Consider the following 18,812-nt stretch of genomic DNA (forward strand, 5'->3'; position numbering starts at 1 on the left):
CCCGGCTTGGCCGGGCCTGAATACGGCCAGAGTGAATTTGGCTCGTACATCGACAAGGAACCAAGGTGACAATATGTTAGAACCAAGACAGGTAACCAATACAGAACAGGCTCGCCAGATAGTCGAAGAGCGGGGTCTCACCCACGTCAAGGTAGGGGTATTCGATCAGGATGGTGTGTTGCTGGGGAAATATCTGAGGAAAGACAAGTTTTTCTCGGCCCTCGAAGGCGGCTTCGCCTTCTGCAGTGTGGTGTTGGGCTGGGATTCCAAGGATCAGCTCTACGACAACGTCAAATATACCGGCTGGCATAATGGCTATCCCGACGCCGAGGTTCGGATCCTGCCTCACACCTGTCGCGAACTGCCGATGGAGGACAACATGCTGTTGTTCCTGTGCGAGTTTACGGGGCAGGCCGAGGCCATTTGTCCGCGGGGAACACTCCGGCGAGTACTGGAGATGGCCGACAGCATGGGGCTGAATGCCAAGGCGGCGCTGGAATATGAATTCTTCATGTTTAAGGAAACCCCCGAGTCTGTGCGGCAGAAAGGGTTCCGCAACCTGGAACCGCTGACGCCTGACTGGTTCGGTTATTCGGTATTGCGTAACTCGGTGCATGCGGAGCTGTACCACCAGATCATGGATCTGGGTGAGACCATGGACTTTCCCTTGGAAGGCATTCACACCGAAACCGGCCCCGGTGTGCTGGAAGCGGCCATCGCGGTGGATGATGCGGAAAATGCCGCCGACAAGGGCGCGCTGTTCAAGACATTCATGAAGGTGCTGGCCCAGCGAAACAACCTAATGGCTACCTTTATGGCCAAGTGGTCCGGTGATTATCCGGGGCAGAGCGGCCACATTCATATTTCCCTCTATGACGATGCCGGCGCCAATGTGTTCTATGACCCGAGTCAGACTCACAACATGAGCCAGTTACAGCGGCATTTTATCGCCGGCCAGCAGAAGCTGATGCCGGAATTTTTGGCCATGCTGGCGCCAACGGTGAACAGCTACAGCCGGTTGATCCCCGGTTTCTGGGCGCCGACCGAAGCGACCTGGGGCGTAGAAAACCGTACCACCGCCCTGCGGGTGATACCCGGCAGCAACAAGAGCCAGCGGGTGGAATACCGGTTGGGCTCGGCCGACGCCAACCCCTATCTGGCGCTGGCGGCGGCGCTGGCGGCTGGCTTGTACGGCATTAAATACAAGTTGGAGCCGGAAGCCGAAATAAAGGGCAATGCCTATGAGCAGGAGCATCCCGAGTACCTCAACCTGCCCCGCACCTTGTGGGAATCGGCCCAGCGCCTGAAACAGTCGGAAGCGGCGCGGGAAATGTTCGGCAATGAATTTGTCGAGCACTTTGCCGCCACCCGGGAATGGGAAGAGCGGGAGTTCCGCAAACACATTACCGACTGGGAAATGGATCGCTATTTCGAAATTATCTAACCCTATTCTTATGGAGTCAGGTGTCATATGAACGACAAGGTAAAAACGATTTCTCCCATCGACGGAAGTGTCTATGTGGAACGCCCCTTTGCTGACCAGGCGGCCGTCACAGAAGCACTGCGTCTCGGCAAGCAGGTTCAGCGGCAGTGGAGTCGGGTGCCGGTGGCCGAGCGGGCGGCCCTGTGCCAACGTGCGGTAGACGCCTTTGTGGCCAACAAGGCAGCGATTGCCGAAGAAATCAGCTGGATGATGGGGCGTCCAATCCGCTATGCCGGCGGTGAAGTCGATGGTCTGGCCGAAAGGGCGCGCTACATGATAGATGTGGCGGAAGAAGCGCTGGCGCCGGTGCGCTTGCCGGAAAAGCCCGGTTTCGAGCGCTATATCAAGCGCGAGGCCCTGGGCCTGGTGCTGGTGGTCGCCCCCTGGAACTTCCCCTACCTTACCGCCATTAATGCGGTGATGCCGGCCATCATGGCGGGTAATACGGTGATCCTCAAGCATTCCGCCCAGACTCCGCTGTGCGCCGAGCGGTTGGCCGAGGCCTTTGACGCTGCCGGTCTGCCGAGAGGTGTGTTCCAATATCTACACCTTTCTCACCCGGACACCACCGGCCTGATCCAGGCCCCCGAGGTGGACTATGTGGCATTTACCGGTTCGGTTGCAGGCGGAGCCGCCGTCGAACAGGCGGCAGCCGGGCGCTTTATCGGCGTCGGACTGGAGCTGGGTGGTAAGGATCCGGCCTATGTGCGGGCCGATGCGGATATCGATCAGGCTGTGGATACCGTCATCGATGGCGCTTTCTTTAACTCGGGTCAGTCCTGCTGTGGCATAGAGCGTATCTATGTGCATGCGGATGTACACGATGCCTTCGTGGACAAGGCCATCGCCCTGGTCAAGGGTTACCAGCTGGGTCGTGCTGATGATCCCAATACTACCCTGGGGCCTCTGGTGCGTGCTGGTGCCGCTGATTTTGTGCGTGACCAGATAGCCGAGGCGGTCGCCCAGGGTGCCACCGCCCATATCAATCCGGCGGACTTTCCCCTGGACAAGCCAGGCACCCCCTATCTGGCGCCCCAGGTTCTGACCGGGGTCAACCACAGTATGAGAGTGATGATGGAAGAGTCCTTCGGCCCTGTGGTGGGCATTCAGAAGGTGCAGTCCGATGAAGAAGCCATTGCACTAATGAACGACAGCGATTTCGGCTTGACCGCCGCCATCTTTACCCGGGATATCGATACCGGGGTTAGCCTCGGCGAACAGCTGCATACCGGCACCTTCTTTATCAACCGCTGTGACTACCTGGACCCGGGCCTGGCCTGGACCGGGGTCAAACAATCCGGGCGGGGCTGTACCCTGTCGAAGTTGGGTTACGAAAGCCTGACCCGACCCAAGTCTTTTCATATCAAACTGCCGAACTGAGGAGAGATTATGACTACCTATGTCGCCAACTGGAATTATCCCACTCAGGTCAAAGTAGGCAATGGACGCATCAGGGAGCTGGCCGACGCCTGCCGTCAGCTGGGTATGACTGCCCCCCTGCTGGTGACGGATCCGGGCCTGGCCGCCCTGCCCATGGTTCCGGCCATTGTGGCCGTCTGCCGGGAGCAGGGCATGAAGCTGGCGGTGTTTTCCGCCATCAAGGGCAACCCGACCGGAGAAAACGTCGAAGACGGGGTCGCCGCCTACAGGGCGGGCGGGCACGACGGTGTGATTGCCCTGGGCGGAGGCTCCGCGCTGGATGCGGGTAAGGCCATTGCCTTGATGGTTGGCCAGGACAGGCCTCTATGGGATTTCGAGGATGTAGGGGACAATTGGTCCCGGGTGAAAGAAGAAGGGGTGGCGCCTGTGGTGGCGGTGCCGACCACGGCGGGGACGGGATCCGAGGTCGGCAGGGCATCGGTGATCACCGATCAGGCCAACCATATCAAGCGCATCATTTTTCATCCGAAGATGCTGCCGGCGCTGGTGATCCTGGATCCCGGGCTGACAGTCGGTCTGCCGGGCAAGATTACCGCCGCCACCGGTATGGATGCCCTGTCTCATAATTTGGAGGCCTTTTGCGCCCCCGGGTATCATCCGATGGCGGAAGGAATTGCCCTCGAGGGCATTCGTCTGATCCATACCTATCTGCCGCGAGCGGTGCGGGACGGCAGCGATCTGGAAGCCCGTTGCCAGATGCTGGTGGCGTCCAGCATGGGGGCCACCGCCTTTCAGCGGGGGCTGGGCGGCATGCATGCTCTGGCTCATCCCATCGGTGCCCTGTATGACGCCCATCACGGCCTGCTCAACGCCATTCTCATGCCTTATGTGCTCAAGGCCAACGAAGAGGCCATTACGCCGGCTATCGAGCGGTTGTCCCGCTACCTGGGCTTGGAGCACGGCGGCTTTAACGGTTTCCTGGACTGGGTGTTGACCCTGAGGGCCGAGCTGGGTATCCCATCCAGCCTGGGCGAGATCGGTATTGAACTGGACCGGGCCGAACAGATTGGCGCCATGGCGGCGGTAGACCCGTCGGCCGGCGGAAATCCCATCCCGTTTACGGCAGAGCAGTATGAACAGCTGTGCCGCAATGCTATCACCGGCACCTTGTGAGGCCGGTTAAGGAACGCCGATGAAGATAGGTATTTTGCAGTGCGACGATGTATTGGAACAACTGCAGCCGCGGCATGGCAATTATCCGCAGATGATCCGCCAGTTACTGACCGCCGTGGACAGTAGTCTGGAGTTTGAGGTATATCGGGCCCTGGATAACGAACTGCCGGAAGATCCCTTTGTCTGTGATGCCTATATCACCACCGGCAGTCGCCACGGGGTGAACGATGGCCTGAGTTGGAGCAATCGTCTGGCCGACTTTGTGGCCTTGTTGTATCAGGAACAGCGCAAGCTGGTGGGAATCTGTTTCGGTCACCAGCTGATCGCCAAGGCCCTGGGCGGGGAGGTGGTCAAGTCGGAGAAAGGGTGGGGCATAGGGGTGTCGTTCAACCAGATCCACCAGATGAAACCCTGGATGGAGCCTCAATCCCGGGCTCTTGATCTGGTGGTCAGCCATCAGGATCAAATCAGCCGCTTGCCGGCCGACGCGGAAGTGCTGGCCAGCAGCGAGTTCTGTCCTTTTTATATGGTGCAGTATCAGGATCATTTCCTGAGCATACAGGGACACCCCGAGTTCAGCCGACCCTATTCGGCCGACCTGATGGCAACCCGGCTCGAACGTTTTCCGCCCAATCGTTACCGGGAAGCACTGGCGTCACTCAATGCGGAAGTGGATGATCAATTGCTGGCGCGCTGGATACTGACCTTCATGAAAACGTAAGCAAGGCTGGATCATGACACCATGAAAAAGGGCTGCGGTTGCAGCCCTTTTGCTGTATGACCTGCCTGTCAGTGAAGTCCCTTGGCCTTGGGGGCCAGCTTTTCGTCAAAGACGGGCAGGGGCTTGTGGCTGGATGCCATAAAGGTATAGATCACCGGCAGCACGAACAGGGTGAACAGGGTACCTATGCTCAGCCCGGAAACGATGACGATACCCATGCCGAAGCGGGAAACGGCGCCGGCACCGACCGCGAACAGCAGCGGGATCAGGCCGGCCACCATGGCGGCCGTGGTCATCAGGATGGCGCGCAGACGGATGCGCGCCGCCACCCGAATCGACTCGGTGCGGCTGCGGCCGTGATGCAACTGTTCTTCCTTGGCTACCTCGCACATCAGGATGCCGTGCTTGGTAATGATGCCGACCAGGGTGATCAGGCCTACCTGGGTGTAGATGTTCATGGTCGCCAGGCCCCAGGCAAGGGCGACCAGCGCCCCGGAGATGGCCAGCGGCACCGACACCATGATCACCAGCGGGTCACGTATACTCTCGAACTGGGACGCCAGCACCAGGAAGATGATGAACAGCGCCAGCAGGAAGGTCATGTACAGGGCATTGCCTTCGGTCACGAACTGACGGGCCGCCCCCAGGTAATCGTGGTTGTAGCCGCTCGGCAGCTGAGCGGTGACTTCCTGTTCGAGGAAGCCGATGGCGTCACCCATGGACACACCCGGGGTCAGCACGGCGCCAACGGTGGCCGAGTTCAGCTGATTGTAGTGGGGTAGGGAGCGGGGCTGGGCTTCCATGGTAATCGATACCAGGTTGGCCAGCGGCACCATGTCGCCATTGTGGGCGCGGACATAATAGTCCTTGATGGAGTCCGGGTTGAGTCGGTTTTCCCGGGAGACCTGGGGGATCACTTCATAGCTGCGACCATCCAGGTCGACCCGATTGACATAGCCGTCGCTCATCATGGTCGACAGGGTGATGGCGATGTCCTGCATGGTCACCCCGTAGGCGCCGGCCTTGTCCCGGTTGACTTCTATCTTCATGGTGCCCGAATCGAAGGCCAGATCCAGCTCGCTGTAGACAAACAACGGGCTCTGGCTGACCTTGGTCAACACATCCGCGGCCACTTCATACAGGCTTTCGAAGTTGTTGGGCGTGGTCAGCACATACTGTATCGGCAGGCCGCTGGAGGCACCGGGCAGCTCGGGAAACTCGAAGGCACTGATGGCCACTGCCGGAATGGCCTGCAGCGGCGGGGTGAGGCGGCCGATGACGTCTTTCTGGGCATCCCGCTGGCTCCAGGGTTTGAGCACCGCCACCGCCAGCCCCTGGTTGGCATTGGGCACCCCGGCGATGGTCAGCGAGGTGCTGAGGGCATCGTCCTTATTGAGCACCTCTACCGCCTTGCGCATATTGTTCTCGATATAGTCGAGGTTGGCGGTGTTGGGTGCCTTGGCCATCATCAGGAAGGCGCCGCGGTCTTCGTTTGGCGCCAGCTCGCTGGGAATAAAGCTAAACAGTACCGGCAGGGTGCCGAACACCAGCACCGCGAAGGCGATCACCACGGGACGTTTCTGCAGCACTGCGTCCAGCATACGGGCATAGCCGTCGGTGAGCTTTTCCAGGGTGTTTTCAACGCCTTTTTCAAAGCGGCTGGGGTTGTCGTGGGCCTTGAGCAGCTTGGAACACATCATCGGCGAAAGAGTCAGCGCCACTATCCCGGAGATAAACACGGCCCCGGCCAGGGTCAGGGCAAACTCCTTGAACAGCGAGCCGGTAATACCGCTCATCAGCGCGATGGGCGCATACACGGCCGCCAGGGTGATGGTCATGGTGATCACCGGCAGGGCGATTTCCCGGGTACCCAGGATCGCCGCCCGGTAGGGAGGTTCGCCGGCCTTGATGTGCCGGTCGACGTTTTCCACCACCACGATGGCGTCATCCACCACCAGACCAATGGCCAGCACCATGGCCAACAGCGTCATCAGGTTGATGCTGAAGCCGAACATGCTCATCAGCATGACCACTCCGATCAACGACAGGGGGATGGTGACGATGGGGATCAGCACGGCCCGCAGCGAACCCAGGAACAGGGTGATCACCACGATCACGATCAGGGAGGCCTCGAGGATGGTCTTGACCACTTCGAAAATGGACTCGTTGATGGCCTCGGTGGCATCGTACAGCAGCTTCATTTCGATGGTGTCGGGCATGTTGCGCTCGAGGGTCGGCAACATGGCGCGGACACTGTCCGCTACAACCAGGGGGTTGGCGGAGGGGGTGGGATCGACGCCGATAACCACCGCCGACTGGCCGTTGGCCAGGGCGCGCACCACGTCGTGGCTTTTTTCCAGCGAGACCCTGGCCACGTCGCGCAGGCGTACCACGGCATCGTCTCGGGTGGCAATCACCAGCGACTCCAGCTCATCGGTATTCTCGACCTGGGAGTTGATATCGCTGTTATAGAGCATGAAATAGCCGGTGGACTGGCCGGCCGCGGACTGGTAGTTATTGGCCTGCAGCACCGACAGGATTTCACTGGCGGTCAGCTGGTGGGCAGCCATACGCAGCGGATCCAGCCAGATGCGCAGGGCAAACTTGGCGCCGCCGAACAGGTTGATCTTGGCCACTCCGTCCACCGAGTAGAACTGGGGACGGATCACCCGTTCCAGGTAGTCGGTGATCTGGGAGGCATTGAGCTGCTCACTGCTGAAGGCGATGTACATGATCGAGGTCGATGAGCCCGTGCTCATCGCCAGGCTGGGGTCTTCCGCCTCTTGGGGCAGCTGGGAGCGCACCGAGTTGACCCGCGCCAGGATATCCGACAGGGCCGCGTTGGGGTCCGTGTTCAGCTTCATCTGCACCGTGATCTGGGAGCTGCCGTTACTGCTGGAGGAGCTCATGAAATCGATGTTGTCCGCTTGGGCGATGGCCTGCTCCAGGGGCTGAGTAATAAAGCCCTGGATCAGATCGGCACTGGCGCCGTAGTAACCGGTACTGACGGTGACCACCGTATTGGTCATCTCCGGGTATTCCCGCACCTGCATTTTCTGCAGGGCCTGCAGCCCCAGCAACACGATCAGCAGGCTGATGGAAACGGCCAGCACCGGCCGTTTGATAAATATGTCGGTAAAGCGCATCAGATTCTCCGCTTACAGCAAGGGGGCAGACTCAGGGGTGTCCAGGGCATCGCTTTCCACCGGCTTGACGTGGCTACCGTTTGACAGGCGCACCTGGCCTGAGGTGACTATCTGTTCACCCGCCTGCAGACCCTTGATCACCCGGGCGACATCTTTTTCCCGTTCGGCGACTTCCACCACCCTTTGTCGGGCAATCAGCAGGGGCTCGCCGTCATCGGTTTGCTGTTCTTCCACCACATAGACGGTCTGACCGTAGAGGGTGAAGTTGATGGCATGCTGGGGCACCAGCAGCTGATCGGAGAGGGCTGGCAGATTAACATTCAGCTTGGCGAACATGCCCGAGCGCAGCTTGCCGTCCTGATTGGGGATGCTGGCCTGCACCTGCACCACTCCGGACTCCGGATCCACCACCGGCTCGATGGCGGTGATTTTGCCCTCGAAAGGAGTGTCCGGATACGCGTCAACAAAAATGTTCAGGGTCTGGCCCACGGCAATATCGGCGATACGGGTCTGGGGGATGGTGAAGCGGATACGGAAACGGCTGGTGTCTTCCAGTCGGGCTATGTCGGTACCTGCGGTCAGGTACTGGCCGAGAAAGGCGTTGCGTATCCCCATGATGCCATCGAAGGGTGCGCGTATGGTGCGTCGCTCTATGGTGGCCTGCAATGAGTCTATCTGGCCCTGCAGCTCGCGGTAGTCGGCCTCGGCTTCATCCACTTGCCCCCTGGAAACCGAACCGCGCCCGTACAGCTCTTGCATTCGCTTCAGGTTGGCCTGTACCGAGGGCAGCCGACCCTGGGCGCTGCGCAGGTTGGCTTTTTCCACGTCGGCGTCCAGCTCGACCAGTATCTGGCCGGCGGTAACCTGTTGGCCGGATTCAAAATTGATGGCACGAATGATGCCGGCCGACTCGTTGCTGACGTCGATGCCCTGGATTGGTTCGATAAAGCCGATGGCGGCGATGGTGGGCGACCAGTTCTCGGCCTTGACTGTCAGGGTGGTGACCGGAAAGCTGGGCACGGGCTGGTTGGCGAAAAACTGTGCCATCATCTTTTGTTTGAACAGATTAAAACCGATCACGCTGCCAAAGATCACTGTGACTATCAGCAGCATGGACAGGGTCCATTTTTTCATCAGGTAGCTCCCGCAAATTTTTATCGTTTTAGGATGGCATTCCAGCTGGCGTCGATCAGCGACTCATACAGCCCTTCGTGCAGATCGATACAGCCCTTGGTGTGTTTCTGGGTCAGCAGCATCAGGTTTTCCAATGCCAGGCTGCCCAGCAGCTCGGCCGGCAGATCCCTGAAGACTTCCTCTTGGCGGCCTTGCTCAAAAAAATCAAAGATAGGTTTGAAGTAACGGTCGTGCAGTTCCTTGTCTTCTTCCTTGCTGAACAGAGGCGAGGCTTCGTATTGCACCCGGTAAAGCAGGGCATCTGGACTGTCGAGCAGACAACGGATGGTATTCAGCCAGAGGGTGCGGAACTGTTCATAGCGGGATGCGTCGGGGTCGAGACCCTGGATGATATTGGCTCCGACTTCTCGCATCCGCTCTTCATGGACACAACGCAACAGGGCTTCCTTATCGGCAAAGTAGCGATAAATGGTACCGGTGGCGACGCCTGCCTGGGTGGCTACCAGCTGCATGGACATGCCGCGAAAACCATAGTGAGCGATTAGGGATTCAGTTGCATCCATAATCCGTGTTTTTTTGTCTTTTTCCATTGTAATCACCCATTTGTGAATGACCGTTCATTCATTTTTGTGATTTTAGGGGCTCTGGCGTCCAAGTCAACCATCTTTACCAGAGGCCTGGCGTGTCGAATCGGACAAACCGCGCTAAATATAGCCACCTTGGCGACAAATCGGCCAGATGAGGGTTTTTTATTAAAAAGTGCTGGACAAGGTAGGGGCGGGATCTTAGTATTCGCGTCGTCCAATATCGAGCGCCCGTAGCTCAGCTGGATAGAGCGCTGCCCTCCGGAGGCAGAGGTCACAGGTTCGAATCCTGTCGGGCGCGCCATCTGGTAATGGACGAAAAGTTATTTTGGTGACCGTAGCTCAGTTGGTAGAGTCCCGGATTGTGATTCCGGTTGTCGCGGGTTCGAGCCCCGTCGGTCACCCCAGATTTTGCCTGATAGGGCAGGATAAAGCAGTAAACAATGCGAGGGTGGCGGAATTGGTAGACGCGCTAGCTTCAGGTGTTAGTGTCCTATGGACGTGGGGGTTCAAGTCCCCCCCTTCGCACCACTGCTTTATTATGTTAGGCTCAGTCCTGACAACACTTTAAAAAGTTATTTCGGCGTTTAGCGCAGCTTGGTAGCGCATCTGGTTTGGGACCAGAGGGTCGCAGGTTCGAATCCTGCAACGCCGACCACTTTCAAAAAAAGCCAGCTATTGAAGCCGGCTTTTTTTGTTTGGGATCTGCACCGTCAGCGCAGCTTGGTGGCGCATCCATATGTTGGGAGTAGCGGGACCAGAGTGTGTTTTCTCGGGCTCGAATCCTGCAACGCCGATCACTTTCGAAAAGGCCAGCTAGTGAAGCTGGCCTTTATTGTGTCTGGCATCCATGTCGACTGTCCCGGTAGCGCCGGGCTTGGGTGTTGCCGGTATCAAATGCCGATAGCCGGCTGGGGCACGATACGAATCTGGGCTTCACGCAGGTCGGACAGGCGTTTCTCCAGGCGGTCAATGCCGTCATTGTCACTTTGCAGGGTAACGTGGGCTGGATCCCGGTTGGACGGCAGCTCGGCAGCCTGTACAGCACCAACGGCAAGCAGGGCAATAGCGGGTAGCAGGGTGATACGCATAATGATTTCCTCTCAATATTATTAACAAAGTATTTTGTTACTCCGCCATGCTAACCAGGGCATGCTGTTATTTAAACCGACAATAGTTGAGCAAGTTTGTCAGTTATTTTGAAGTGCTAAGGTTGGTCCGGCAGAGTCAGTCGGGGGGCGGTGGAACAGGCGCACTAAAGCAGCCGGTGGAATAAAGCAATAAATACGATAACGGCACAGGGCCTGCTTCTCCGAGCAGGCCCTGTGCCGTATTGGTCTTATTATGGTTGGTTCAGGACTTGGCTGCGTAGGCCACGATTTCGTAGAGCATTGCTTCCCGCGCCGGATCATTTTTCACTGTTGGATATCTGTGTTGCCCCGATGCATGACAAGCACACGTTGGTTGTTCATGCAGAGTTTCCTCGACGAACAAAACTAATCCGTTGTTTTTCCTCGGCTGGCCGGAGCAATTTGAAGAACGGCCGCCAGGCCGCCCGGTAAACTGGCTTTAACTGGCACTGAACAATTCATCATCATGCGTAATTGGTAATGTTGACAGGGTGTCGTTCACGGGCTCGGACTACCCTGAGCCGTTTATCTCCGGGACGAGCTGGGTTCACCGTTCACTGAACGGGTTTATTGCTGCAATTCAATGCAGTTGGGCACAGCGGCCAATTATAAAGAGGGTATCGACAGTTATGTTAGATCTCACAGGAAGGCTGACACATTTTTCCAACCACAAGGCTAACGCCGGGCTTGCTTATAGTCAGACGCAAAAGAATGTGATTTCCGTTGCCGCTGCGGACGAGGCAATTCGTGATATCAAAACCTGGCCCGGCTATGCGGCAACACCGTTACATTCCCTTGATGCGCTGGCGGCAGATACCGACCTGGCTCGTATCTGGTACAAGGATGAATCCCAACGCTTCGATCTGAAAAGCTTCAAGGCGTTGGGTGGCGCCTATGCGGTTGCCCGCCAGCTGCAGCTGGCGCTGGAACAGAAAACCGGCACACGCCCTGACATTGCCGAGCTGCTCGATGGGCGATGGAAAAACGAGGTGGCCGAGCTGGTTGTTAGCTGTGCTACAGACGGTAACCATGGCCGCTCCGTTGCCTGGGGTGCCCAGATGTTCGGTTGTGGCTGTGTGATCTATGTGCACCGTGATGTTTCCGAGGGTCGCAAGCGGGCGATGGAAGCCTACGGGGCTGAGGTTATTCGCATTGCCGGAAACTATGACGACTCGGTACGACTGGCCGACGTCGAAGCCAGGGCCCATGGCCGCATCATTGTCTCTGATACCAGCTATGAAGGTTACATGGAGATCCCCAAGGATGTGGCGCTGGGCTATACCGTCATGCTGTCCGAGCTGGTTGAACAACTGGATGGGGAAATACCGACCCATGTTTTTATTCAGGGGGGCGTCGGTGGCCTGGCATCGGCGGTATGTGGGTATTTCTGGGATTTGTGGGGAGAGCGTCGTCCGCGCTTTATTGTGGTGGAGCCGGAACAGGCCAACTGCCTGCAGATGAGCGCCAGGGCCGGCAAGCCGGTGACCGTGGACGGTGATCTGGAGACGCTGATGGCTGGCCTGGCCTGTGGCGAAGTCTCTCTGCTGGCCTGGGAGATACTGGCGACCGGAGCCAATGATTTCATGACGCTGAGTGAGGAGGCGGTACCGGCCACCATGCGCATGTTGGCCAGGGGCTATCGCCAGGATCCGGCCATTGAGGCGGGGGAATCCGCAGTACCGGGGCTGGCTGCGGCGATTCGGGCACGTCAGAGCGGCGAGTATGCGGCGGCGCTGGGTCTGGATCGTAACAGCAAGGTACTGGTGATTGGCACGGAAGGGGCGACGGATCCCGAAGTGTACCAGCAGCTGGTTGGTTAATTCCGCATTGAGAGCATGAAGAAACAAGGGGCGACGGTGGTCGCCCCTTTTCGTTTTTCTGGTTGCGATACAGGCTGGTTTTCATGTTGTTATTAGTTAGTCGTCAACCGGTACCGTCAGCCCGACCTTGACCGGATCCATAACCACATGAGTCTGGAAGCTGCGCACATTGGTATTGTCAAAGAACATGTCGCGTGTGAATTGTTCGTACTCTTCCATGTCAGCTGCCGTGACCACCAGAATAAAGTCGGCACTACCGGTCACGTAGTAACACTGCTGTACTTCTTCCCGCTTTTTGGTTTCTTTCTTGAACAGGTCAATCAGATCGACACGTTCGCGCTCCAGGCTGACTTGCACAATCAAGGTCATATTTCGGCCAATGGCCCTGGCATTCACGATCGACACATCGGCGCTGATGATCTGCTGCTCGCGCATGCGCTTGATCCGGCGTTGTATGGCCGCTGGCGAGAGTCCAACCTGCTCGGCTATTTGATCGGAGGTGGTGCGATTGGATTGTTGCAGGATCTTGAGGATTTTTTGGTCAAAAGCGTCGAGTAGGGTCGAGCTGGACGGGGGCATGAATAATCCTTTATGGTTTGGTCTTAAGTTTATGAAAAATATTAAAATAAGTATAAATAAGGGTCAGTTTTCGGGGCGTATGCGCCTGCGGGTCAGCCACTGTATATTATCGACTCAAACCCTCTGCTTGCGCAATTCTCGAGTCAGGTCCGTCTGGTTGTGAAGCTGGCGGGTGTCAGTCATTACTGTCGCAGTCTTGCATCGTTATCAAGCACCAGTGGTCGCTGACCCCTTGCCACCGGATATTTCTATTTAAGTTATTTACAACCGGCATTTTAGGGCTTTTTTTGGCCTGAAGTGCCTGCTGCCTCTTCCTTTTTTCTGAGCGTTCCCATGTGCTCCCGGGGGAGACCTCGAAGCATTGGCGGGGCTGAATGTATTGCCAGCCCCATTCTTCCCTCCGGCCCGGGGGAGTGGGTAATGAACACGCATATTGGCGTGGATTTGCATAAATTCCTCATTCATGACGGCAAATTGTATGAATGTCTTCAGGCGTGGCACGTAACATGAGTTCAAGTCGGGATAAGGGACTCGACAACAGTATTTAATCCGACATTGCGCGAGAGAAGGGAAGCATGAAAACCGAGACGTTGTCACCACGCTATCCGCTGGATCACCTGGCTCCCTTGGGGAGAGTCGGGGTGATTAGCCTGGCGACTGATTTCAATATCGAGCATGATCTGCGTCGTATCTACCCGGATGGGGTAGAAATGTTTACCAGCCGGGTACGCAACTTCAACCCGCTGACAATTGAAAACCTGCGCACCATGGCTCCGGGCATCAGCGCCGTTGCGGATGCCATACTGCCGGGCACCGAGCTGGATGTGATCATTTATGCCTGCACCTCAGGTACCGTTGCCATCGGCAGTAAGCGGGTGGAGGAGCTGATCCATGCCGCCCGCCCCGACGTCAAGGTCACCAACCCGCTTACCGCGGCCTTTGCGGCTTTCGACGCGCTGCAGGCCGGACGAATTTCCATGTTGACGCCCTACACCGACACAGTGAATGGAGATGTGGCCAGGGTCTTTTCCGGCTCCGGCTGTGAGGTGCTGAATATTGCCGGCTTCGGGTTTGAGGACGACACAGCGATGACCTTCATCAGCCCGCGGGACATTGAAGAGGCGGCCATCGAGATCTGTCACCCCGATGCCGATCTGCTGTTTATTTCCTGTACCGCATTACGCAGTGCTCAGGTGGTGGAGCATATCGAGCAGCGTCTGAGCAAGCCGGTCATTACAAGCAACCAGGTGCTGGCCTGGCACAGCCTGAGCCTGATGCACCACCCGGGGGCTGTCTTCGGTTATGGACAGCTGTTGTCGTCTCATCTATCCCCTGAATCCGATATCGGACGAACTTCCCTGAATACACCAGTAATGGAGAGCCACCATGATTAAGTTTGAACCTGGGCTGATTGCGGAAATGACGGAATGGCGGCGGCACCTGCACCGTTTTCCCGAGTGTGGCTTCGATGTGCATCAAACCGCCGACTTTATTGCAGAAAAGCTGGTGTCCTGGGGGCTGGAAGTCGTTCGCAACATTGGTCAGACCGGGCTGGTGGGTATCCTTAAAAACGGCGATGGCAAGGCCAGCATAGGACTGCGTGCCGACATGGATGCACTGCATATCGAGGAGCAGAATACCTTTGAGCATTGTTCTCGCCATCAGGGACGCATGCACGCCTGTGGCCATGATGGACATTCCGCCATGTTACTAGGTGCAGCCTGCCACCTTGCTCGGCACCGTAACTTCAATGGCACCGTCTACTTTATCTTCCAGCCTGATGAAGAGCATGGCTGTGGTGCCCAAGCGATGATTGATGATGGGCTGTTTGAACGGTTCGATATCGATGCCGTTTACGGCATGCACAACCTGCCCGGTTTGCCGGCCGGCCACTTGGCGGTTCGCCCGGGTTCGCTGATGGCCAGTGAAAGCAGCTTTGAAATTCGAATCCATGGTGTTGGCGGTCATGCCGCCATGCCGCATACCGGTGTGGATCCCATCGTGGTTGGATCCCAGGTCATTCTGGGGTTACAGACCATTGTTTCCCGCAACCTCAGTGCCATTCATGAAACGGCCGTGGTGTCTGCCACCGAGTTCATCACCGATGGTACTGTTAATGTGATTCCGTCTACGGTGACGATCAAGGGAGATTGCCGCTGCTTCACGGAAGCATCGCTGACACGTATTGAATCCCGCATGGAGCAGATCGTGGCCGGCATCTGCCAGGCGGCGGGGGCCCGATACGAATTTGAGTTCACCAACAGCTTTTATCCCACCGTCAACAGTGCCGATGAAACCCGCTACGCCATCGAAGCGGCAGAGCAGGCGCTGGGTGCCGAGCGGGTGAATCCCAGCTGTGATCCCTTCACCATTTCCGAGGACTTTTCCAGCATGCTAAGGGTCAAGCCAGGCTGTTACGCCCTGTTGGGGAACGGAACCGAATCGGTAGGAGGCTGTGCCCTGCACAACCCGAAATACGACTTTAATGACGATATTCTGCAGAGTGGTGCCGCCTACTGGGTCACCCTGGTACAGAATCGTTTGCAGTAGTGCGGCCAGGAACGGCCGTACCGAGTAACAATGCCCAAGCACAACAAGTACAACTGGAGGTACTTATATGAAAAAGCTTTTTGCACCCCTTCTCACCCTGAGTGTCAGCCTCGGTATTGCCGGCGCAGTTCAGGCCGAAACATGGAAGTTTGCGACCGAAGAAGACAAGGGCGATGTTCAGGCAATTTATGCCAAAACCTTTGCCGATGTCATTAAGCAGGAATCTGACGGAGATATCAGGGTAAGAACCTATTATTACGGCCAACTGGGCACCGAAAACGACATAGTGGAGCTGGCCGCCAACGGCACCATCCAGTTCGTGTCAGTGGGCACCGGCCATCTCGGCTCCTATGTGCCTGAGGTACAGGCCATCAGCCTGCCGTATGTACTGGGTACCGATGAAGCCGTGACCCGCAAGGTACTGACTGAAAGCAAGACCATCTACAACGATTTGTCATACAAGTTCGAGGATGTAAACCTGAAGCTGCTGTCCATGTTCTCTGAGGGCGAAATGGTATGGGGAGCCAACAAGCCCATCCGCAGCCCGGAAGACTTTGCCAACCAGAAGATCCGTACCTTTACCTCTACCATTCCCGTTGAAACCTACAAGGCGTTCGGCGCAACCCCCACGCCCCTGTCGTGGGGCGAGGTATACGGATCCTTGCAGCTGAAGACCATAGACGGCATGGTTAATCCGATTTACTTCATCTACAACGCCAAGTGGCATGAGGTGCAGAGCCACCTTATTTTCCCCGGACAGCAGCCATATGTGGGGACCGTGTCCACCAACAACAAGTGGTTCAGTAACCTGAGCCCGGAAAAACAGGAAATGGTCAGAAAAGCCGCCGCCGAGGCCGAGCAGGCAGCATTTGAATATCAGGCCCGGATTAACAAGGAAAACATGCAGCTGATCATGAAAGAGCGTCCTTCCATGCAGATCATCGTGCTGAACGAGGAAGAGCGCAGCCGCTTCAAAGAGAGGGCCGATACCTTGCATGAAACCTACTACCAGGTAGTGGAAAACGCCTATAAAGCGGGTGAAAAGGCAGCCGCACGAGAAGGGGCTCGCAATATTCTGCAGAATCTGATCAGTGAAGTGGCTGCAGCCAAAGCGTCCTGATCTCAGGTGTAATCCATAACCATTTATTCACCGGAGATGGCCGCCGGGTGGCGGCCAGGAGATGTGTCCGTGAAACACCTGCTTAGTAATATCAGTTCCATCACCGAGAAAGTAGAAAAATACATAGTGTGTTTTTCCATCGTGCTCATGATGATCAACTCCACCGCCAATGCCATTGGGCGCTATTTCTTTAACCAGAGTATTTTCTTTGCCGAGGAGCTGAACCAGTTTCTTATTGTTTCGGTCACCTTCATCGGCTTTGCCTATGCCGTGCGCAAGGGGCGCAACATCCGCATGACGGCGGTGTATGACGCGCTTGGTCATACTGCCAAAAAGATCATTTCGATATTGATTGCGGCGGGCTCCTCGGCGCTCATGTTTTTCCTTGCCTATCTGGCGTACCACTATGTAGTTGAGCTCAAGGAGATCAACCGGCTCAGCCCCGCCTTGCAGTTTCCCGTTTACATTATTTATGCGGTCATCCCGCTGGGCCTGGCCATGGCAGGCATTCAGTACCTGATCAGCCTGCTCATGAATTTGATCCACCATGACATCTATCTTTCGTTTGAGATCACCGAAGACAAGGCTGCTGCGCAGGGGGATATGATATGAGCTCTGTTAGCCAGTTTTTTGCGGATATTATTGCCGGTGAGCTGGATATTTACGTGATCACCTTTACGTTGGTGGTTGCGATGGTGGTGCTGCTGTTTCTCAGCTTTCCCATGGTGGTACCGCTGGCGGTCGGGGCCCTGATTGGCCTGGTTCATTTTTCTGGTACCGATCCCCAGGTTATTATCCAGCAGATGGTGACCGGTATTTCCCCCAATGCGCTGATTGCGGTGCCCATGTTCATCCTGGCGGCGGACATCATGACCCGCGGCCATACTGCGAATAACCTGCTTGGCCTGATCCAATCGTTTATCGGCCATATGCGCGGCGGCCTACCGATCACCACCTGCATCAGCTGTACCCTGTTTGGCTCTGTGTCGGGCTCGACCCAGGCCACGGTTGTCTCCGTCGGCCAGATCATGCGGCCCAAGCTTTTGCAGGCGGGGTACAAAGATAGCTTTGTGATGGCGCTGATCATCAATGCCAGTGATATCGCCTTTCTGATCCCGCCCAGCATCGGCTTGATCCTTTATGGCACTCTGGCCAATGCCAGCGTGGGCGAGCTGTTCATTGCGGGTATCGGCCCGGGGCTGGTGCTGGCACTGATGTTTTCCGTTTACTGCTATATCTACAGTCACAAGAACGCCGACGGCATTGAGCTGGTGGAGAAAACCGACTGGGCTGAGAAACTGGCAGCACTGAAGAAATCGATTCTGCCACTGGGTTTTCCGGTGCTGATCGTTGGTGGGATTTACTCCGGCATCATGACCCCTACCGAAGCGGCGTCTTTCTCGGTGCTGTATGCCGTGCTGGTAGAATGCGTCATCTATCGGCAGCTCAATACGCGTGATCTGTTGGACTCCGCTCTCAGTACCGGGCTGATAACAGCCGTGGTCTTTATTCTGGTAGGAATTGGGCAGGCGTTTTCCTGGTATATCTCGTTCGAGCAGATCCCGCAGGAGTTGCTGGCGCCGCTGAACCTCGAAGACGCTTCCCCCGAGTTTGTATTGTTCGTTATCGCCCTGGCCTTTTTTGTGGGCTGCATGTTTGTCGACTCCCTGGTGGTGTTGCTGATCCTGACGCCCATCTTTATGCCGATCGTGGAGACTGTGGGCCTGGATCCGGTACTGGTCGGTGTGATGGTGACCCTGCAGATGGCAATCGGCTCGGCAACCCCGCCCTTTGGTTGTGACATCTTCACCGCCATCGCGATTTTCAACCGTCCCTACATGGATGTGATTCGTGGCACGCTGCCGTTTATCCTGCTGCTGTTCACCATGACCGCTATCCTGATTTTCTTCCCGGGCGTAGCCCTGTTCCTCAGGGATCTGGCGTTCAACTGAACTATATGAACAGGTATGGCCGATATTCTGGCCATGCCTG

General features: G+C 56.8%; 15 protein-coding genes and 4 tRNA genes. 14 read left to right on the forward strand and 5 right to left on the reverse strand.

Annotation, left to right across the window (positions count from 1 at the left end; all coding sequences use genetic code 11):
- Positions 1 to 73: 73 nt before the first annotated feature.
- The 4 genes from DCS96_RS12325 to DCS96_RS12340 are packed head-to-tail and all read left to right on the forward strand — an operon-like array spanning position 74 to position 4,757.
- The gene (locus tag DCS96_RS12325) at positions 74 to 1,444 is read left to right on the forward strand and encodes a glutamine synthetase family protein (protein WP_116474710.1); all 1,371 of its coding nucleotides are present in this window, start codon (positions 74 to 76) and stop codon (positions 1,442 to 1,444) included.
- Between the two features lie 27 nt (positions 1,445 to 1,471).
- Positions 1,472 to 2,863 carry an aldehyde dehydrogenase family protein gene (locus DCS96_RS12330; RefSeq protein WP_116474711.1) on the forward strand — a complete coding sequence of 464 codons (1,392 nt, stop codon included), beginning with the start codon at positions 1,472 to 1,474 and terminating at the stop codon, positions 2,861 to 2,863.
- A 9-nt stretch (positions 2,864 to 2,872) separates the two neighbouring features.
- Positions 2,873 to 4,036, forward strand: coding sequence for an iron-containing alcohol dehydrogenase (locus DCS96_RS12335; RefSeq protein WP_116474712.1), 1,164 nt, complete (start codon positions 2,873 to 2,875; stop codon positions 4,034 to 4,036).
- A 19-nt stretch (positions 4,037 to 4,055) separates the two neighbouring features.
- Positions 4,056 to 4,757 (forward strand): glutamine amidotransferase-related protein, encoded by a 702-nt coding sequence (locus DCS96_RS12340; RefSeq protein ID WP_116474713.1) that lies wholly within the window; start codon positions 4,056 to 4,058, stop codon positions 4,755 to 4,757.
- Between the two features lie 68 nt (positions 4,758 to 4,825).
- On the opposite strand, the gene DCS96_RS12345 is transcribed toward DCS96_RS12340, so the two are convergent.
- The 3 genes from DCS96_RS12345 to DCS96_RS12355 are packed head-to-tail and all read right to left on the reverse strand — an operon-like array spanning position 4,826 to position 9,627.
- On the reverse strand, positions 4,826 to 7,903 hold the full coding sequence (locus tag DCS96_RS12345) for a multidrug efflux RND transporter permease subunit (RefSeq protein ID WP_116474714.1): 3,078 nt from the start codon (positions 7,901 to 7,903) through the stop codon (positions 4,826 to 4,828).
- Positions 7,904 to 7,915: 12 nt separating this feature from the next.
- Positions 7,916 to 9,037 (reverse strand): efflux RND transporter periplasmic adaptor subunit, encoded by a 1,122-nt coding sequence (locus DCS96_RS12350; RefSeq protein WP_116474715.1) that lies wholly within the window; start codon positions 9,035 to 9,037, stop codon positions 7,916 to 7,918.
- A gap of 20 nt (positions 9,038 to 9,057) precedes the next feature.
- A complete protein-coding gene (locus DCS96_RS12355; RefSeq protein ID WP_116474716.1) occupies positions 9,058 to 9,627 on the reverse strand; it encodes a TetR/AcrR family transcriptional regulator in 570 nt (189 codons plus the stop codon).
- Positions 9,628 to 9,848: 221 nt separating this feature from the next.
- On the opposite strand from DCS96_RS12355, the gene DCS96_RS12360 reads away from it, so the two are divergent.
- The 4 genes from DCS96_RS12360 (at position 9,849) to DCS96_RS12375 (ending at position 10,279) form a co-directional block, all read left to right on the forward strand.
- Positions 9,849 to 9,925: transfer RNA gene (locus DCS96_RS12360), tRNA-Arg, on the forward strand.
- 27 nt (positions 9,926 to 9,952) lie between these two features.
- Positions 9,953 to 10,028, forward strand: a tRNA-His gene (locus DCS96_RS12365).
- Positions 10,029 to 10,066: 38 nt separating this feature from the next.
- Positions 10,067 to 10,152: transfer RNA gene (locus tag DCS96_RS12370), tRNA-Leu, on the forward strand.
- A 50-nt stretch (positions 10,153 to 10,202) separates the two neighbouring features.
- Positions 10,203 to 10,279: transfer RNA gene (locus tag DCS96_RS12375), tRNA-Pro, on the forward strand.
- Positions 10,280 to 10,514: 235 nt separating this feature from the next.
- Here the strand turns inward: DCS96_RS12375 and DCS96_RS12380 are convergent.
- Positions 10,515 to 10,712: a hypothetical protein gene (locus DCS96_RS12380; protein ID WP_116474717.1), complete on the reverse strand. Its 198-nt coding sequence runs from the start codon at positions 10,710 to 10,712 to the stop codon at positions 10,515 to 10,517.
- 668 nt (positions 10,713 to 11,380) lie between these two features.
- Between DCS96_RS12380 and DCS96_RS12385 the strand changes: the two genes are divergently transcribed.
- Entirely contained in the window at positions 11,381 to 12,571 is a 1,191-nt protein-coding gene (locus tag DCS96_RS12385; RefSeq protein ID WP_116474718.1) for a diaminopropionate ammonia-lyase, read from the forward strand.
- Positions 12,572 to 12,667: 96 nt separating this feature from the next.
- Here DCS96_RS12385 and DCS96_RS12390 read toward each other — a convergent pair whose 3' ends face one another.
- Positions 12,668 to 13,150, reverse strand: a complete 483-nt coding sequence (locus tag DCS96_RS12390; protein WP_116474719.1) for an Lrp/AsnC family transcriptional regulator — start codon at positions 13,148 to 13,150, stop codon at positions 12,668 to 12,670.
- Positions 13,151 to 13,725: 575 nt separating this feature from the next.
- Between DCS96_RS12390 and DCS96_RS12395 the strand changes: the two genes are divergently transcribed.
- The 5 genes from DCS96_RS12395 (at position 13,726) to DCS96_RS12415 (ending at position 18,772) form a co-directional block, all read left to right on the forward strand.
- Entirely contained in the window at positions 13,726 to 14,544 is an 819-nt protein-coding gene (locus tag DCS96_RS12395; RefSeq protein WP_116474720.1) for a maleate cis-trans isomerase family protein, read from the forward strand.
- On the forward strand, positions 14,537 to 15,700 hold the full coding sequence (locus DCS96_RS12400) for a M20 aminoacylase family protein (protein ID WP_116474721.1): 1,164 nt from the start codon (positions 14,537 to 14,539) through the stop codon (positions 15,698 to 15,700). The genes DCS96_RS12395 and DCS96_RS12400 overlap by 8 nt, the downstream gene beginning before the upstream one ends.
- Before the next feature lie 67 nt (positions 15,701 to 15,767).
- The gene (gene dctP, locus DCS96_RS12405) at positions 15,768 to 16,820 is read left to right on the forward strand and encodes a TRAP transporter substrate-binding protein DctP (protein WP_116474722.1); all 1,053 of its coding nucleotides are present in this window, start codon (positions 15,768 to 15,770) and stop codon (positions 16,818 to 16,820) included.
- 36 nt (positions 16,821 to 16,856) lie between these two features.
- Positions 16,857 to 17,432 carry a TRAP transporter small permease gene (locus tag DCS96_RS12410; RefSeq protein WP_198650061.1) on the forward strand — a complete coding sequence of 192 codons (576 nt, stop codon included), beginning with the start codon at positions 16,857 to 16,859 and terminating at the stop codon, positions 17,430 to 17,432.
- On the forward strand, positions 17,429 to 18,772 hold the full coding sequence (locus DCS96_RS12415) for a TRAP transporter large permease (protein ID WP_116474724.1): 1,344 nt from the start codon (positions 17,429 to 17,431) through the stop codon (positions 18,770 to 18,772). The genes DCS96_RS12410 and DCS96_RS12415 overlap by 4 nt, the downstream gene beginning before the upstream one ends.
- The last annotated feature ends 40 nt before the right edge of the window (positions 18,773 to 18,812 follow it).

The organism is Zobellella maritima (genome assembly GCF_003075035.1).
Lineage (GTDB): Bacteria > Pseudomonadota > Gammaproteobacteria > Enterobacterales > Aeromonadaceae > Oceanimonas > Oceanimonas maritima.

Bases quoted from the DNA above. Each gene is read 5' to 3' on its own strand.
- DCS96_RS12415 (WP_116474724.1), top strand. From the start codon at position 17,429: ATGAGCTCTGTTAGCCAGTTTTTTGCGGATATTATTGCCGGTGAGCTG.
- DCS96_RS12350 (WP_116474715.1), bottom strand. From the start codon at position 9,037: ATGAAAAAATGGACCCTGTCCATGCTGCTGATAGTCACAGTGATCTTT.
- DCS96_RS12330 (WP_116474711.1), top strand. From the start codon at position 1,472: ATGAACGACAAGGTAAAAACGATTTCTCCCATCGACGGAAGTGTCTAT.
- DCS96_RS12325 (WP_116474710.1), top strand. From the start codon at position 74: ATGTTAGAACCAAGACAGGTAACCAATACAGAACAGGCTCGCCAGATA.
- DCS96_RS12355 (WP_116474716.1), bottom strand. From the start codon at position 9,627: ATGGAAAAAGACAAAAAAACACGGATTATGGATGCAACTGAATCCCTA.
- DCS96_RS12400 (WP_116474721.1), top strand. From the start codon at position 14,537: ATGATTAAGTTTGAACCTGGGCTGATTGCGGAAATGACGGAATGGCGG.
- DCS96_RS12395 (WP_116474720.1), top strand. From the start codon at position 13,726: ATGAAAACCGAGACGTTGTCACCACGCTATCCGCTGGATCACCTGGCT.
- DCS96_RS12335 (WP_116474712.1), top strand. From the start codon at position 2,873: ATGACTACCTATGTCGCCAACTGGAATTATCCCACTCAGGTCAAAGTA.
- DCS96_RS12380 (WP_116474717.1), bottom strand. From the start codon at position 10,712: ATGCGTATCACCCTGCTACCCGCTATTGCCCTGCTTGCCGTTGGTGCT.
- DCS96_RS12390 (WP_116474719.1), bottom strand. From the start codon at position 13,150: ATGCCCCCGTCCAGCTCGACCCTACTCGACGCTTTTGACCAAAAAATC.
- DCS96_RS12410 (WP_198650061.1), top strand. From the start codon at position 16,857: ATGGCCGCCGGGTGGCGGCCAGGAGATGTGTCCGTGAAACACCTGCTT.
- DCS96_RS12385 (WP_116474718.1), top strand. From the start codon at position 11,381: ATGTTAGATCTCACAGGAAGGCTGACACATTTTTCCAACCACAAGGCT.
- DCS96_RS12345 (WP_116474714.1), bottom strand. From the start codon at position 7,903: ATGCGCTTTACCGACATATTTATCAAACGGCCGGTGCTGGCCGTTTCC.
- DCS96_RS12340 (WP_116474713.1), top strand. From the start codon at position 4,056: ATGAAGATAGGTATTTTGCAGTGCGACGATGTATTGGAACAACTGCAG.
- dctP (WP_116474722.1), top strand. From the start codon at position 15,768: ATGAAAAAGCTTTTTGCACCCCTTCTCACCCTGAGTGTCAGCCTCGGT.